The following is a 16,382-nucleotide window of genomic DNA, read 5'->3' as shown; positions in this document are numbered from 1 at the left end:
TGGTTAAAACCCAAACCATCAAAATACCCATCTAACAAAAATAAAAATACCAGTCAGCTTAACTGACTGGCATTACTGCCGGGGAGCCGTTTTATTTATCCTAAACTCGGGTAATAGCGGATAATAATGGCTTAGGTTTGTAATGCGTGCGTGGCAAGAAGTGTATGCTATTAATGCAATGGGCTAAAATAGCCAATACTGATAAACAGGGTTATTTTATAACATCTGCCGGGGAGCCGTTTTATTTATCCTAAACTCGAGTAATAGCGGATAATAATGGCTTAGGTTTGTAATGCGTGCGTGGCAAGAAGTGTATGCTATTAATGCAATGGGCTAAAATAGCCAATACTGATAAACAGGGTTATTTTATAACGTCTGCCGGGGAGTCGTTTTATTTATCCTAAACTCGGGTAATAGCGGATAATAATGGCTTAGGTTTGCAATGTGCGCGTGGCAAGAAGTGTATGCTATTAATGCAATAGGCTGAAATAGCCGAGACAGATAAGCTCGGCTATTTATCGAATGTGTAAGCTTTTAAGCCTTGCAGAATAAATTAGCTTGCTGGGTTAGTGTCATCGTTAAGTATTTTTTCAGCAGGTGGTACCGCTACAACAGGGCCTAAAAACCATTCATCAAGTTTTTTGGCAACGTCTGGCAAGCCAGTACCTTTTAGTGATGAAAATGCATGTACCGTAATATCACCATCAAGGGCGCTTAATTCACGGCGAACTTTAAGTACTTGTGATTGACGCGGACCTTGTTTAAATTTGTCTGCTTTAGTTAATAGCGCTAAAACAGGAATTTCACTGCTAATAGCCCAATTAATTAAATCACGGTCTAAATCTTTTAATGGATGACGAATATCCATTAAAATTACAATACCTTTTAAACTCTGACGCTTTTGTAAATATTCGCCTAGCGACTTCTGCCATTTCTTTTTCATTTCAATTGGCACTTTAGCAAAGCCATAGCCTGGTAAATCGATAAGGCGCATGTCATCAACATCAGCAAGTTCAAAGGTATTTATTAGCTGAGTACGTCCAGGAGTTTTACTGGTACGCGCTAATTTTTGGTCGGTAAGTGCATTAAGAGCACTTGATTTACCTGCATTGGAGCGACCGGCAAACGCAACTTCAATTCCCGTATCAGCAGGTAATTTAGTAATGTCTGGAGCGCTTGTAACGAAAGACGCGGTATTATATTTGATACGAGATTTGAGCACGGGCTCTCCTAAAACTTAAAAATGATCACATTGAGCTAAATTCGCTCATGGGGCGTATTTTATACTATAAAGGAGTTATTAAAAAGCTGTTAAACCACCATATACAGCACATTTAAACCAAGTTAAAGCTTAACCTAAGGCAAAACCCTATAAATTATAAGTTTAATATGAGTAGAAAACGTGCCAGAGAATTTATTATCGTGTAGAATATAAAAATCACAACATCCATATTGTAGATGATACAGGGTCGGAAACAGAGAATTCACCATGAAAAAAATAGCACTATCTTTAACTATATTGCTTGGTGCGTTGTCAGCAAGCAACGCAACAGCATTTGAAGGCGATGTAAACGCAGGTAAAGAAAAATCAGTAACGTGTGCGGCTTGTCACGGCCCAGACGGTAATGCACCGATTAATATCTATCCTAAGCTTGCGGGTCAACATGCCGATTATATTTATAAGCAACTTCAAGACTTAAAACTAGGTATGACCTCAGGTGGCAAAAAAGGTCGTATGGATCCGGTTATGAGCGCAATGGCTATGCCATTAAGCGAACAGGATATGAAAGATTTGTCGGCTTATTTTGCATCACTAAACATGAGCGAAGAAGCTACGCCTAAAGACGTAGTTGAAACCGGTAAAATACTTTACAAAGCAGGTGATGCAGATCGTGGTATTCCAGGATGTGCTGCATGTCATGGCCCTCGTGGTAATGGCTCGTCACTTGCAAAATTTCCAAAAGTTTCTTTTCAGCATCCAGGTTACGTTAAAGCGCAACTTGAAAAATTTCGTGATGGCACACGCCAAAATGATTTAAATGGTGTGATGCAAGATATTGCAAAGAAATTAACAGATAAAGACATTGAAGTACTTTCGCAGTACTTAGGTGGCTTACACTAAAGTTGTATTTATTTAATTATTATTAATGTAATAAACTACAATATGTACAAAAAAGCAGCTTAGGCTGCTTTTTTTGTGCTTAAAATTACTTTTATAGTCTTTATTCATGTAAGACATTGACCATGCATAGCTGTGAGATAAGTCTTATTTTAAAAACCATTAAATTGTTAACTTGATGTAATGTAATGGTTTTTGTGTTTTTTGTTATAATCCTTTTAATAAAAGATATATAAATTAGTTGTAACAAAATTATTAACAGGTACATTAACCCCTGTCGCAAAAAACAATAACAAAATGGAATAAGCTATAAGGACAGTAGCGCGACACGACTACATAGCACAAATTGGTGCTAGCAAAGGAAATAACAAAAAAGCGTTAGGAAGACCGAAAATAATAAAAACTCATGGAAGTTTAATAATAAAAACAAAATGGAATGCTACACGGAAGGTAAAAATAATAATAATAGGGATAGGTAAAAATAATAACAATAATAAAGACTAAAAAGTCGAAGGGAGAAGTGTCCAGATAATGGCGCTCAGATTAGTAGGCGGTAGAGATGTTTTCTCTACCGCCTTTTTATTTGTCCTGTTACAATAGCCACCGTTTAAAAACGAGCAGTAAGCTGTTTTAAGCGCTAAATAGAGAAACCCAGCCTCTAAAGCGCAAACTGAATTCTTCTGGCTAGGCCAGCATTGCGATGCCCATTGATTTGCGCCTCGCCCAAAACCTCTTAAGTGAGATGATCAAGATATGAGTAGAACTAAAAAGTCACGCAAAAGCCCAGCAAATGGACCAGTACGTTTAAGCCAAGATAAGCTTAAAGAAATGCGTGCATTAAAAGAGCAACGTGTTAAAAAAACCAAAGGTGCTAAGCCTGGATCTCGTAATACCCCTGAGCTATTAAATGATGATAGCCAAAAAAGTAACACGGGAACTAAAGATAAACGCATTGGCAGTAAAAAACCTGTGCCATTAATAGCTGTTGCAGCTGCACCTAAAGTAGAAATAAAACGTAACTTAAAGCCAACTGTTGAGCTTAAAAAGTCAGCAGAGCCAGAGTTTACGCCTGAGCAAGAGCTAGAAGCACTTGAAAATGATGAGCGCTTACTTAAATTAGTAGAGCGTCATGAAAATGGCGAAATGCTAACGGGTAAAGATGCTAAGTACTTTAATAGTCGTATTGCTCGTCATCAAGCATTGTGTAAATTGCTTGGTATCGAGGATGAAGATGAAGAAGAGTTTGAAGATGACTTTAGCGAAGAAAGTAATTCAGACTTCGATCAGTATTTATCGAACGATCTTGCTAACGAATGGTTAGACGAAGAAGACAAGTAATAAGGGTTATTAAATGAGTACAGCGGTGATCTTAGCCTTATTTGTAGGTGCTGCTATTATAGTGGGCTTAGCATTTTATGCGGGTCAGTTGCTTTATAAGTTAAGCGCGCAAAAAAAACTGATTGTTAAAAAGCAGGCTGAGCAACAGCAAAAGCTTAAGCAGTCGCGTTTAAAGCGTAACGCCAAATTAGCCGACAGCATTCATTTAATCGCGCGTGCAATGCATGAACAGCAGTGTGAGTTTTCAGAAGGCTGTTTACGTATTTGGGTACTTATGTCGCAATATGGTTTTGAAGACGAGCAAGATTTAACGACAAAATACTCGGGCATTTATAAAATGTACCAAGTAGTTAAAGAAATGCCGACTCATGATGCGCGTAAAAAATATACCAAAAAAGAAATATTTAAGTTAGATACAGCTCGCTGGCGTGCCGAAGAGACACATAAAGATGAGATTATAGCTGACTGCGCTAAAATTATTATTGAGTTTAAAGCCGCCCCTGGCAGCGAAAACGTGGTATTTAATTAATCAGCGTTTAAATAATTTAAAGCACAAAATACAAAAGCAGACCTCAGGTCTGCTTTTTCGTTTTAAATTTACTACTCGGGCTGAGGGTTAAATAACCCGAGAAAAACGCGTTGCATTTAGCTGTTTTTGTAAGTGAGCGTCAAAGCACATACAAATAATACGAATAAATAAATTACCTCTAGCAGTGACACTAATCATATTATTTTCAATAGTGACCATCCCATCAGCAATTAAAGGCTCAATTGCCGTTAGTGCATCAGCAAAGTAGTGGTTAAAGTTAAGTGCATGTTTGGCACTAAATGCCTCCATATCTAACTCAAACTGGCATATAAGCTGTTTAATTGCATCAGCGCGTATTACATCATCGGCACTTAAGTGCATGCCTTTGGTGATGGCACAGCCGCTTTGCGTTTCTACACTATGATAATAATGCTTTAACTCTTTTTGATTTTGTAAAATGGCAGTGCCAATTTGTGATATAGATGAAACCCCTAAACCTAATAAATCGCAGTTTCCGTGGGTAGTATACCCTTGAAAGTTACGGTGTAATTGCCCCGCATTTTGTGCCACAGCGAGTTCGTTATTAACTTTAGCAAAATGGTCCATACCAATAAATTGATAACCGGCTTGAGTCATTTGCTCTAAGGTGTTTTTAAACATAGTTAGCTTGTTGTGTGCACTGGGTAAGTCGGCATCTTTAATTTTACGTTGTGCTGCAAAACGCTCTGGAAGGTGAGCATAATTAAATACCGAAACACGATCAGGGCTAAGCTCAAGCAACTGCTCTATGGTTTGTTTAAAGCTTTGTGGCGTTTGCAATGGGAGGCCGTAAATCATGTCGGCATTAATCGATTTAAACCCTAATTCACGGGCTTGGGTGATTAACTGCTTTACTGTATCGGCATTTTGCGGACGGTTTACTGCTAGCTGCACTTCATCATTAAAGTCTTGAATACCAAATGATACGCGGTTAAAACCTAAGTTACTTAAATCAACCAACATGTTATCGGCAAGCGATCGAGGGTCAATTTCAATACCACGCTCAGTGGCGTCGGTAAAATTAAAGTGCAGCTCCAAAAGTTTAACTAAACGGCTCATTTGCTGCGTAGTTAAAAAGGTAGGTGTACCACCGCCTAAATGTAGTTGCTCTAGGGTGTAGTCTTTAAATAGAGGCGCTTGGGCTGCAATTTCTATGGCTAAAAAATCAAGGTAGGTGTCGGCTTTTGACTGATGGCGAGTAATAATTTTATTGCAGCCACAGTAATAACAAAGCTGACTACAAAACGGAATATGTATATATAAAGACAATGCACGGCTGTTTGATGACTCAATCGCACTGAGTAAGTCTTGCTGTTGATAGCCCTCAGTTAGCGACAGTGCCGTGGGGTACGATGTATAACGTGGGCCAGACACATTATATTTATTTATTAGGGTTTGATCCCATTTTGGAAGTTTAATCATCACGCGCACCTTGGTATATTATTTAGGTGCTGATTATAAAAAAATGTTTAGCAGGGCGGGTTGATCTACAACAAAAAAAGGTGCCGTAGCACCTTTTTAAAGTATATTTTTTAATCTGTTAGTAAGTAACTTGATGGGCATCTTTCAAATATTGAAATAGCTCTTTGTAACCTCTACCAGGTTTTTCATCTTTCGCTTCTTTAGCTGCATTACGAACTAGCTGGCGCATTTGTTGACGATCAAGCGATGGGAACTGCTCTATAGTCTCATTGATTAGGTCATCACCTTGTTCAATTAGGTCTGCACGTAATTGCTCAATTTTTTTGACCAACACTTCAGCTTGGTTATTTTTATTAAGCATAACATCGATAATTGATCTTATAGCATCGATGTTCTCTACGGTGCGCAGTGTTTTAGCTATGTAGTTTAAATGACGACGATAAGCATCGCTTTTATTGCTAATTTTATCGGCAACAACCATTGCGGCTTTTAAATCATCATTTAATGGCAAGCGCTCACGCTGCTTTTTACCCATTTTGGCAATTTCAGTCCCTAACTGATGAAATTCTTGTGCTTCACGCTTCAGTTCGGTTTTTGAGACATATTCAATTTCTTCTTCAATATCAGCAGGCTTGCTTTTTTTCTTCGCCATGGGGTGCTCTTAAATAAAAATAACTTCTGCCATTATACATGATTATCATACAGAGGAATATTAGCTGATGTGATGCATTGAGTGTGTTAGCATTTAAATATAAAAAATGTGTGCAACATTGCCTTCAAGGCTCAGGACTTAATTTATGAAAAGCCAACAACACGATCCAATTTATTCTCAAATATCTCAAGTAAAAGATGCGGTAGCAGCAGTGCTCGACCATGCGAAAAAACTCGGTGCCACAGCGGCAGAAGCGGCTATGTCTAGCACTTCAGGGCTGTCGGTTAGCACTCGCATGGGCGAAGTAGAAACCATTGAGTTTAACCAAGATGGCGGTTTAGGCATTAGTGTGTATGTAGGTAATAATAAAGGCTCTGCGTCTACCGCAGATTTAAGCCCTAAAACGCTACGCACTGTGGTTGAAAAAGCCATTGATATTGCAAAATTCACCTCAGACGACCCTTTTAACGGTGTTGCAGATAAAGAGCTACTTGAGTTTTCACCCAAAGATCTCGATTTATACCATCCATGGGATGTAAGCCCAGAGCAAGGTGTTGAGTTTTGTCATGCTGCAGAGCAAGCAGCGTTAAATGCGGATGAGCGCATTGTTAATTCAGACGGCGCAAGTTTTTCATCGCACCAAGGTTTGCGTGTTTATGGCAATAGCCATGGTTTAATTGCTGGTTTTCCGCGTACTCGCCACAGCATAAGTACTATGGTAATTGGTAAAGATGGCGAGCAAATGCAACGCGACTCTGCTTACACCGTAGCACGCGATCAAGCTGGTTTAAATGATGCCGCAGCAGTGGGGCTTGAAGCTGCAGCCGAAACTTTAGCTAAATTAAATAGCCAAAAATTAGGCACCATGAAAGTACCGGTAATATTTAGAGCTGACATTGCTAATTCATTATTTGGCCATTTAGTGTCGGCCATTGGTGGTGGTGCGCTGTATCGTAAATCGAGTTTTTTACTCGATAGCCTAGGTACACAAGTATTTAGTAATTGCGTAAATATTGCCGAGCGTCCGCATATACTCAAAGGGCTCGCATCGTCGCCGTTTGACAGCGAAGGTGTTAAAACCTTTGATAGAGAAATCATTCAAGGTGGCGAGTTACAAACTTACCTACTTGCAAGCTATGCTGCGCGTAAAATGAATATGACACCAACAGGGCACGCTGGCGGTATACATAACTGGTTAGTTGAGCAAACACATAACGATTTAACCGCGCTACTTAAAACCATGGGCACAGGCTTATTAGTAACAGAGCTAATGGGGCAGGGCGTAAATACAGTAACTGGTGATTACTCGCGTGGTGCGGCTGGTTTTTGGGTAGAAAATGGCGAAATTCAATATCCAGTAAGCGAAATTACCATTGCCGGTAACTTAAAAGATATGTTTAAAGGAATATCAGCTATTGGTGGCGACATAGAGCGCCGTGGTGGCATTCAAACTGGCTCTGTGTTAATTGAACAAATGCAAATAGCGGGCGCTTAGTCACTGCGCTCAGTGTATACTCAAGTCGAGGGTTATTTCGATTTGAGTAACCGCATTATTGAGTTTTTACGAGGTGTTAAATGGCTAAAGACAGGTATGCGCCAAAACCATTAACTGACATTATGGCAGGACTGAATAACCGCTTGTCGGCTTATGCAGGTAAAAGCCAAGCACTCGGTACCCAGCAAACCTTACTTAAAGACTTTTTAGGCCCCAAACTGGGTGATAAATGCCGCGTGAGTAACTACCGCGATGGTACTTTAATGATCGAAGCGGTATCTGCGCCTATTGCGCTTAGACTAAATTACTTAAAAATGGATATGCTCTCGCATTTTAGAGCCGCGGGCATGGCAGAGCTTGGGCAAATAAAAATTACCGCTAATCCACAAGCAACACAACGCTTGGGCGCAGTAAGTAAAACCATTAATACCCCAATAACTAATTCTCGTAAAATGAGCGAACAAACAGCCGATTATTTAAATGCCATAGCCGCCTCAGCCCCCCCTTCGCTAAAAGAAAAATTAGAGCGTTTAGCACTGCACGCAAAGCGTAAAACCTAGCTGCTAATAACTCGTTTATAAGCTCACATAGTTATTGATAGCACTATGTGGGTCACTCATCGCATTAAAATACTTTGTTACATATTCAATTTTATTGTTACCCCAATGGGGTTTATGATAGCTACTTAATACGCCTATTAACTAGGTTGCAGTTAATGCTTATTTCATTAAGTAAAAGTACATAAAATGTCATTACGCAGCTTTATGCTGCTGGTATTTGAATATTAATGAAATAGGTATTTATTTTAACTAACAAACGGAATCCTTATGATTAAAATAACAATGACCGCCGCAGGTATTGCGCTGGCACTTGGGTTGGTTGGTTGTGGTGAACAACAAGAAATTAAAGTAAACGAAACTCCCGCGGTTAGCGCTCCAGTTCCAGCTCCTTTTGCCTTGGGTATTGAGCTGGAAAATATGGATAAATCGGTACGCGCTCAAGATGACTTTTATTACCATGTAAATGGTCAATGGCTAGCTAAAACCGAAATTCCTGGCGATAAATCTAACTATGGTTCGTTTTCGCAATTATATGACGAGTCGCAAAAGGCGATGAAGACAGTACTTGAAAGTGCGGCAGCAAATAGCAATGTTGAAAAAGGCAGTGATGAAGCAAAGTTAGCGGCATTTTATAATAGCTACATGGCAGAAGAAGCGCGCGAAGAACTTGGCATCCAGCCACTTGAGCCATCATTGGCAAGCATTGACGCCGTTAAAGGTAAAAAAGATTTAGTTACTTTAATGGCGCAATTACAGATTAAAGGCGGCGACTTGCCATTTGGTTGGTATGTAAATAATGACGCTAAAAACTCCAGCGAAAATGCATTGTATGCGTATCAAGCTGGGTTAGGTTTACCCGATCGTGATTATTATTTAAAAGATGATGAAAAGTTCACTAAAATTCGTGCTTCTTATCAAGCTTACATTGCTAAAATATTAGCCAAGTCAGGGGTTGAAAATACAGAGGCTGTGGCTAAAAATGTATTAGCGCTGGAAAAAAACCTTGCTGAGGCGCAGTGGAGTCGAGTAGAGAGCCGTGATGCAACCAAGTCTTATAATAAAATGAGCCTTGCACAAGCAAATAAACTAATGGGTGACTTTGATCTTGCTAGTTACTTTAAAGCGATAGGCATAAACACCGAAGAGTTAATTATTAGCCAGCCGAGCTACTTTGAAAAATTTGCGACTATTTATAAAAACACCGATTTAGCAACATGGCAAAATTACCTTAAGTTTCACTTTGTAAGTAATTACGCTCAGTTACTCGATAAAGAGTTAGTGGACCTTAAGTTTAATTTTTACAGTACAACTTTACGTGGTGTAGAAGAACAAGCACCACTTTGGAAGCAAGCGGTTGATGCTTCAAACAGTGTGCTAGGTGAGATTTTAGGTAAAGTGTACGTTAAAGAGAACTTTCCACCAGAAGCGAAAGCGCGTATGGAAGAGTTGGTTGATAACGTAATTAAAGGCTACGGTGTTGCGATTGAAAATTTAGAGTGGATGAGCCCGGAAACTAAAATTGCCGCTCAACAAAAGCTAGACAAGTTTACACCTAAAATTGGCTACCCAGATAAGTGGAAAGACTACTCAGCACTAGAGATTAACCCTGATGAATTAGTCGGTAACTACATTCGTTATAGCGAATGGGCTTACAGCGATATGATTGCCAAATTGGGTAAACCAGTAGACCGCTCAGAGTGGCACATGACACCACAAACTGTGAATGCATACTACAACCCAGTAAATAACGAAATTGTGTTTCCAGCAGCTATTTTACAGCCGCCATTTTTTAACTTAGAAGCAGATGATGCAGTAAATTACGGTGCTATTGGCGCGGTAATTGGTCATGAGTTAGGCCATGGTTTTGACGACCAAGGTGCTAAATACGACGGCGACGGTAATTTACGTAACTGGTGGAGCGAGTCAGACCTTAAACAGTTTGAACAGCGAACCGCGGCTTTAGTTGCTCAGTATAATGAATACAAACCTTTTACTGATGCTGGCGTAAATGGTGAATTGACGTTAGGCGAAAATATTGGCGATTTAGGCGGCCTTACGGTTGCGCATAAAGCGTATATGCTATCTTTAGGTAACTCTAAGGCTCCAGTGATTGATGGCTACACTGGCGATCAGCGCTTCTTTATGGGCTGGTCACAAATTTGGCGTCGTAAGTATCGTGATGAAGCGTTGCGTAACCGCTTAATGACCGACCCGCATTCGCCTAGTCATTACCGCGTAATTGGTATTTTATCGAATATGCCTGAGTTTTATAAAGCATTTGACGTTAAAGAAGGCGACAAAATGTATATTAAACCAGAGGACCGCGTAAAAATTTGGTAATTTAATTACCTAACTAAAAAGTACCTAACTAGAAAGTACCTAACTAGAAAGTATCTAACTAAAAAGGCCAGCAAGTGTTAACTTGCTGGCCTTTTTGTAGCTGCCTAATAATGGCGGTTTATTGTTATTATTATTTTACTAAAAGAGTATAGCCAAATATTAAGCGTTAAATATATTTCGCTTTTATAGCGCTAATAATATCGACGTTAGCTGCTGGAAACTCGTAGTTATCTAGCTCGTCAATACTTACCCAAGCATTATCTTGCCCTTCTGCGCCATGTGCTTCACCACTAAAGTTACTCACCACATGTACGTTCAGCTTTACCGTTTTATCATCGTAATCGTGTTTTATTGTTAGCAATTCACTGGAACTAAAAATAGTGATGCCAATCTCTTCTTGAAGTTCACGCTTAAGTGCTCTAAATACACTTTCACCGGCTTCAATTTTACCACCAGGAAACTCCCACAAACCTCCTTGATGTTGATCATTTGCCCGCTTGCAAATAAACAGAGCGTTATTTTTTTTAATTACGCCAACAGCCACATTTACAATTATACTAGTCATTTTATCTCCCTTAAACACCATAAAAAAAGCGACGCAAGCGCCGCTTTTTACGAAATTTATTACACTATTGGATTATTTTAATTTGCCACAACATTGCTTAAATTTTTGACCTGAGCCACAAGGACAAGGATCGTTACGGCCTACTTTTGGCTCGCTACGTGCCATTACAGTTGCGCTTTGTGGTGCTTCGCCGCCTACATGCTCAACTTCTTCATGCTGATATTCGCGAGGAGCGTTTTCACTTTTACGGTGTTGCTCTTCTACTTTTTCAACATCTTCTTCGGCGCGTACTTGTACTTTGCTTAAAATACTTACTACATCTATTTTTAAGTTTTCTAGCATTTCAGCGAATAGCTCAAACGATTCACGCTTGTACTCTTGCTTTGGATTTTTTTGCGCATAACCACGTAAATGAATACCTTGGCGTAAATGATCCATTGCTGCCAGGTGATCTTTCCAATGCTGATCTAGGCTTTGTAACATAATCGCTTTTTCGAATTGACGTAGTACTGAATCGCCTACCATCTCTTCTTTTTGCTTATATGCTTGCCCAACCGACTCTTCAATGCGCTCACGAAGTTTTTCTTCATAGAGTTTATTGTCATCAGCTAGCCACTGAGTAATTGGCAATTCAATTAAGAAGTCTTGTTTTAAGCGCTCTTCAAGGCCAGGTACATCCCACATTTCAGCCAAGCTTTGCGGTGCAATGTACTGATCAATAATATTACTCAGCACATCACCACGAATAACCGTGATAGTTTCTGAAATATCGCCTTCTTCAAGTAGTTCGTTACGCTGTGAGTAAACCACACGGCGTTGATCGTTTGCTACGTCATCGTACTCAAGTAATTGCTTACGCACATCAAAGTTACGTGCTTCTACTTTACGCTGTGCATTTTCAATCGCACGGTTAACCCATGGATGTTCTATCGCTTCACCGCGTTGCATGCCTAGTTTACGCATCATGTTGGTCATGCGCTCGCCAGCAAAAATACGCATTAACGCATCGTCCATCGATAAGTAAAAACGGCTTGAACCGGCATCACCTTGACGACCAGAACGACCACGTAATTGGTTATCTATACGACGAGATTCATGGCGTTCAGTACCAATAATATGTAAACCACCTGCATCAATTACTGCGTCATGGCGTATTTTCCATGCAGCTTTAATTTCAGCAATTTGTTCATCAGTTGGGTTTTCAAGCTTTTCAACTTCGCTGTGCCAGTTACCACCAAGTACAATATCGGTACCACGGCCAGCCATGTTAGTGGCAATCGTTACTGTGCCTGGTAGGCCAGCGTCTGATACGATATCAGCCTCTTGCGCATGAAATTTAGCATTAAGTACGTTGTGCTTAATTTTTTCTTTGCGTAAAAATTGCGATAAATACTCAGAGCTTTCAATTGAAATAGTACCTACAAGTACAGGTTGTCCGCGTTCTTGGCAGTCTTTAATATCAACTAAAATAGCTTCGTATTTTTCTTCTTGCGTTAGGTACACTAAGTCGGCGCGATCATCACGAACCATCGGCTTATTAGTTGGCATAACAACAGTGTCTAGGCCGTAAATAGACTGGAACTCAAATGCTTCCGTATCGGCTGTACCTGTCATGCCCGCAAGTGTTTCGTATAAGCGGAAATAGTTTTGAAAGGTAATAGATGCAAGCGTTTGGTTTTCGTTTTGAATATTTACGCCTTCTTTAGCTTCAACAGCTTGGTGTAAACCTTCTGACCAACGACGACCTTCCATTGAACGACCAGTGTGCTCATCAATAATGATAACTTCGTTTTCTTTTACAACGTAATCAACATCTCGTTGATAAAGCTTATGAGCACGAAGCGCTGCATAAACATGGCTTAGTAGCGTAATGCTGGCTGCAGAATAAAGCGAATCGCCTTCTGCAATTAAGCCGCGCTCAGTAAGTAGCTCTTCAACTTTAATTTGGCCACGTTCAGTTAAATGAACTTGCTTAGACTTTTCATCAATAGTGAAATCGCCATCGCCTTCAATACCTTCTTCGTCTTCTTTTTCTTGTAGTTCAAGTAAAGGCACCATGGTATTAATTTCAGTGTATAGCTCTGAGCTGTCCTCAGCAGGGCCTGAAATAATAAGGGGCGTACGGGCTTCATCAATTAAGATAGAATCCACTTCATCGACAACAGCATAAAATAATGGACGTTGTACACGCTCATCTATGCTAAATGCCATGTTGTCACGCAGGTAGTCAAAACCAAACTCATTATTAGTACCGTACGTAATATCGGCAACATAAGCTTGTTTTTTCTGCTGTGGCATCATACCCGGTACGTTACAGCCTACTGTTAAACCTAAAAACTCAAATAACGGACGGTTAGTTTCCGCATCGCGTTTAGCTAGGTAGTCGTTCACGGTAATTACGTGTACGCCCTTACCAGTTAAACCATTTAAGTAAGCAGGTAATGTAGCTGTGAGTGTTTTACCTTCACCGGTACGCATTTCTGCAATACGGCCTTGGTGCAGTACCATGCCACCGAGTAGCTGTACGTCAAAGTGACGCATGCCATTTACACGTTTAGATGCTTCACGTACCACAGCAAATGCTTCAGGCAGTAAGTCGTCAAGGCTTTGTCCGTTATCGTAACGTTCTCTAAACTCTGCTGTTTTCGCTTTTAAGTCGTCATCAGAAAGCGCTTCTAATTGCGTTTCAAGTGCATTGATCAGTGCGACCGTCTTTCTTAGGTTTTTAATAGTGCGGTCATTGCGACTACCAAAAATCTTGGTAAATAAATTAGATATCATGATAAAACCGTTACAATGTATTTTTTTGCCAGCCGTACATCGGCTAACCCATTTTTAACAATTGATAATTAATGTATTCTTTAAAGTAACACCGAGGACACATTAATTAGCAATTTTGTATTAAACCGTTCAAAAAGCACTGTTTATTACGTGTGCTACTATACCAGACTCTGCTAAACAACAAACCATCTCACTAAAAAGATATGGATTAAAAACAGAAAAACTTAATCTAGTACATAAAATTGCTATATATTTTTATACGAGGTGAAAACTGTTAGCAAAGCTAGTGATATTAAGTAAGTTTCCACTTTGAAATATCAACAGTCACTCAAAGATATGGTGCTGAATAAATTAAAAACAAGGGGGGTAATAAGCGCTTAAAGTTTATCCTCAAGCGCTTAAATATAAGTAGCCGGCGTTTATAGTTTAAACTGGTTTACCGTTTTATTTAATGCCCCTGCAAGGTCACTTAAATCATGTGCTTCATTGGCAAGTGTGTGTGCATGCTCTGCGGTACTATTAACTAAACTATTAATAGCACTAAGGCTGGTATTAATATCTTCTGCTACTACCGTTTGTTGCTCGGTAGAGGTGGCAATTTGATGACTTTGATCTTGTACTTTAGTTACCGACAGGGCAATGCTTTGTAGTGAGCTAAGTACTTCTTTTGTTTGCAACACAGAGTCCTCGGTTTGTTTTTGCCCTTGTAGCATCATACTAGAGGCTTGCTGAGCAATTTGCTGTAAACGGGTAATCATATTGCGAATATCGTCGGTTGACTCTTGTGTACGACTCGCCAACGAGCGAACTTCATCGGCAACAACGGCAAAGCCGCGGCCATGTTCTCCGGCGCGGGCCGCTTCTATGGCTGCATTAAGCGCGAGTAAGTTGGTTTGATCGGCAATTGAGTTAATTACATCAACCAATGCGCCTATGTTATTACTTTCTTGCTCAAGCCCGGCAACCACCTTAGAGGCTTCGCCAATATGTTCAGCCAGCGCACTCATTACACTTTGTGCTTGGCTTGAGCGGCTTGCACCATCGGCAGTAATTGCTTGTACTTCTTCTGCTGCGGTATTTGTTTGCTGTGCGTTACGTGATATTTCTTGCACGGTAGTGGCCATTTCTGTCACTGCGGCACTAACACTATCTACTTGTTGTTTTTCTTGCTGAATTTCTGAATTCGTTTGTTGCGATACCGTTTTAAGCTGATCGGCAGCGGCACTTAATTGCTCAGCTTGTGCTGCGGTGTCTAGCATCATCGCTCGCAACTTATCAATAAAGGTATTCATATGATTAGCCAGTTGGCCTACTTCGTCTTGGCTATCAATATTAATTTTTTGGGTTAAATCACCCTCGCCAGAAGCAATGTCGCGCATAATATACGTGAGTGTAGTGATTGGTTTTGAAATCATATGGGTGGCCCATAAAATCATTGCTAAAATAATCACTAAAATAATGATAACGGCGGTTGTAGTGGTTGTAACCGCAGCATTTACCGGGGCTTCAATCATACTGGTTGGAATTAATAAACCCACATACCAATCTAAATGAGGCTGCTCTAATTGTAGGCGGTTATAAACCACATAAAATTGCTCGCCTTTAAGCATAACAGCTTGGCTACCCGCGAGGTTATTTTGCATTGCACTGTTAAGTGTTTTAAACCCTGAGGTATTATTAAATTGTTGTTCAAGCGCATCGAGTCCGTCTTTACCGTTAGGGCCTTCGTCGGTGACAGAGAGTTTATGCCCAGATGCTTTTGAAAAGTGCACAACTTTTTGTTGATCATCTAATAAAAAGCCATAGCCTTGGCCGTTAAAGCGAATGTTTTCGACCATGTCGTTAATTTTATTAAGTTGTAAGTCAACGCCGCCCACACCAATTAATTTGCCTTGTGGGTTATAAACAGGTTGTTGTACAACTGCTGAGGCATCGCCGGTGGTTAAGTCTACCGAAATAGGGCCTACGTAAAGCTTATTAATTTGCATTGCTTCTTGCCACCAACCTCGTTTGTACGCGTAGTAAGGTTCGCCATTATAATATGCAGTACGTTCGTTTTCTTTAAAGTACTCGCCGGTAGTGGCTGAGGCAAAAAAAGCAGATAAAATATTTTCATCATTTGCACTTATGCGTACAAAGTCTTGATTTATAGCCAAGTAGCCGTTGGCATTTTCTAGGGCTTGATCGCGCTTATCCCACGCGGTAAAAAAATTCACCAAATGCGGATTATTAATAAAGGTGGCAACTACTTTACCGTATGTAGCAAAGTAACTTTGCATTGATAATTGCTCGCTTTGTAAGTAGCTTTGAGCCTCACGCTCTATATTAACTCTGGATAGTTTGGCAATATGGTTAACAAAAAAAGTAGAGGCAATGAGCAGTAAAATAGTAATTGTTCCGCCAATCAATAATAATATTTTTTTTCTTAATGATAAGTTATTTAGCATAAGTGCACATGTTGTTATTGTTTTTGTAACAGATATCTAAGCATATTTAATTTTAGAACTCTATGAAATGAGTTAAGAATTATACATTTAAATAA

The 16,382-nt window shown here is 39.9% G+C and carries 12 protein-coding genes; 6 read left to right on the top strand and 6 right to left on the bottom strand.

The genetic code is table 11. The annotated features are described in order from the left end of the window. Window positions 1–553 precede the first annotated feature (553 nt). Window positions 554–1,222, bottom strand: coding sequence for a ribosome biogenesis GTP-binding protein YihA/YsxC (gene yihA, locus I6F41_RS03305; RefSeq protein ID WP_058374289.1), 669 nt, complete (start codon window positions 1,220–1,222; stop codon window positions 554–556). Between the two features lie 267 nt (window positions 1,223–1,489). On the opposite strand from yihA, the gene I6F41_RS03300 reads away from it, so the two are divergent. From I6F41_RS03300 to I6F41_RS03290, 3 genes are all read left to right on the top strand, one after another. Beyond that, window positions 1,490–2,122 carry a c-type cytochrome gene (locus I6F41_RS03300; RefSeq protein ID WP_011329395.1) on the top strand — a complete coding sequence of 211 codons (633 nt, stop codon included), beginning with the start codon at window positions 1,490–1,492 and terminating at the stop codon, window positions 2,120–2,122. 750 nt (window positions 2,123–2,872) lie between these two features. Next, complete coding sequence (gene yihI / locus I6F41_RS03295; protein ID WP_011329394.1) at window positions 2,873–3,457, top strand: Der GTPase-activating protein YihI; 585 nt, start codon at window positions 2,873–2,875, stop codon at window positions 3,455–3,457. 13 nt (window positions 3,458–3,470) lie between these two features. Next, complete coding sequence (locus tag I6F41_RS03290; protein ID WP_011329393.1) at window positions 3,471–3,986, top strand: DUF2489 domain-containing protein; 516 nt, start codon at window positions 3,471–3,473, stop codon at window positions 3,984–3,986. A gap of 87 nt (window positions 3,987–4,073) precedes the next feature. Here the strand turns inward: I6F41_RS03290 and hemN are convergent, their stop codons facing one another. Together hemN and yjgA are read right to left on the bottom strand one after the other, a co-directional pair. Further along, window positions 4,074–5,447 carry an oxygen-independent coproporphyrinogen III oxidase gene (gene hemN, locus I6F41_RS03285; protein ID WP_011329392.1) on the bottom strand — a complete coding sequence of 458 codons (1,374 nt, stop codon included), beginning with the start codon at window positions 5,445–5,447 and terminating at the stop codon, window positions 4,074–4,076. Window positions 5,448–5,565: 118 nt separating this feature from the next. Then, a complete protein-coding gene (gene yjgA / locus I6F41_RS03280) occupies window positions 5,566–6,099 on the bottom strand; it encodes a ribosome biogenesis factor YjgA (protein WP_011329391.1) in 534 nt (177 codons plus the stop codon). A gap of 145 nt (window positions 6,100–6,244) precedes the next feature. Between yjgA and pmbA the strand changes: the two genes are divergently transcribed. The 3 genes from pmbA to I6F41_RS03265 all read left to right on the top strand — a co-directional run bounded on the left by pmbA (window position 6,245) and on the right by I6F41_RS03265 (window position 10,494). Next, the gene (pmbA, locus tag I6F41_RS03275) at window positions 6,245–7,594 is read left to right on the top strand and encodes a metalloprotease PmbA (RefSeq protein WP_182683857.1); all 1,350 of its coding nucleotides are present in this window, start codon (window positions 6,245–6,247) and stop codon (window positions 7,592–7,594) included. 80 nt (window positions 7,595–7,674) lie between these two features. Beyond that, window positions 7,675–8,154: a DUF721 domain-containing protein gene (locus I6F41_RS03270; RefSeq protein WP_182683858.1), complete on the top strand. Its 480-nt coding sequence runs from the start codon at window positions 7,675–7,677 to the stop codon at window positions 8,152–8,154. 267 nt (window positions 8,155–8,421) lie between these two features. Beyond that, window positions 8,422–10,494, top strand: coding sequence for a M13 family metallopeptidase (locus I6F41_RS03265; protein ID WP_011329388.1), 2,073 nt, complete (start codon window positions 8,422–8,424; stop codon window positions 10,492–10,494). A gap of 166 nt (window positions 10,495–10,660) precedes the next feature. Here the strand turns inward: I6F41_RS03265 and mutT are convergent, their stop codons facing one another. The 3 genes from mutT to I6F41_RS03250 form a co-directional block, all read right to left on the bottom strand. Then, window positions 10,661–11,059 (bottom strand): 8-oxo-dGTP diphosphatase MutT, encoded by a 399-nt coding sequence (gene mutT / locus I6F41_RS03260; RefSeq protein WP_011329387.1) that lies wholly within the window; start codon window positions 11,057–11,059, stop codon window positions 10,661–10,663. A 72-nt stretch (window positions 11,060–11,131) separates the two neighbouring features. Next, window positions 11,132–13,840 (bottom strand): preprotein translocase subunit SecA, encoded by a 2,709-nt coding sequence (gene secA, locus I6F41_RS03255; RefSeq protein ID WP_089368818.1) that lies wholly within the window; start codon window positions 13,838–13,840, stop codon window positions 11,132–11,134. A gap of 419 nt (window positions 13,841–14,259) precedes the next feature. After that, window positions 14,260–16,287 carry a methyl-accepting chemotaxis protein gene (locus I6F41_RS03250; RefSeq protein WP_197107658.1) on the bottom strand — a complete coding sequence of 676 codons (2,028 nt, stop codon included), beginning with the start codon at window positions 16,285–16,287 and terminating at the stop codon, window positions 14,260–14,262. Window positions 16,288–16,382: the final 95 nt, after the last annotated feature.

Source organism: Pseudoalteromonas sp. SCQQ13, from assembly GCF_015864415.1.
Taxonomy (GTDB): domain Bacteria; phylum Pseudomonadota; class Gammaproteobacteria; order Enterobacterales; family Alteromonadaceae; genus Pseudoalteromonas; species Pseudoalteromonas nigrifaciens.
Note: the sequence above shows the minus strand (reverse complement) of the source record. Positions and strands in the feature narration are given on the sequence as shown.

Excerpts from the sequence above, each read along its gene's own strand:
- I6F41_RS03300 (WP_011329395.1), top strand. The coding sequence starts at position 1,490 with ATGAAAAAAATAGCACTATCTTTAACTATATTGCTTGGTGCGTTGTCA.
- yihI (WP_011329394.1), top strand. The coding sequence starts at position 2,873 with ATGAGTAGAACTAAAAAGTCACGCAAAAGCCCAGCAAATGGACCAGTA.
- I6F41_RS03290 (WP_011329393.1), top strand. The coding sequence starts at position 3,471 with ATGAGTACAGCGGTGATCTTAGCCTTATTTGTAGGTGCTGCTATTATA.
- hemN (WP_011329392.1), bottom strand. The coding sequence starts at position 5,447 with ATGATTAAACTTCCAAAATGGGATCAAACCCTAATAAATAAATATAAT.
- yjgA (WP_011329391.1), bottom strand. The coding sequence starts at position 6,099 with ATGGCGAAGAAAAAAAGCAAGCCTGCTGATATTGAAGAAGAAATTGAA.
- pmbA (WP_182683857.1), top strand. The coding sequence starts at position 6,245 with ATGAAAAGCCAACAACACGATCCAATTTATTCTCAAATATCTCAAGTA.
- I6F41_RS03270 (WP_182683858.1), top strand. The coding sequence starts at position 7,675 with ATGGCTAAAGACAGGTATGCGCCAAAACCATTAACTGACATTATGGCA.
- I6F41_RS03265 (WP_011329388.1), top strand. The coding sequence starts at position 8,422 with ATGATTAAAATAACAATGACCGCCGCAGGTATTGCGCTGGCACTTGGG.
- mutT (WP_011329387.1), bottom strand. The coding sequence starts at position 11,059 with ATGACTAGTATAATTGTAAATGTGGCTGTTGGCGTAATTAAAAAAAAT.
- secA (WP_089368818.1), bottom strand. The coding sequence starts at position 13,840 with ATGATATCTAATTTATTTACCAAGATTTTTGGTAGTCGCAATGACCGC.
- I6F41_RS03250 (WP_197107658.1), bottom strand. The coding sequence starts at position 16,287 with ATGCTAAATAACTTATCATTAAGAAAAAAAATATTATTATTGATTGGC.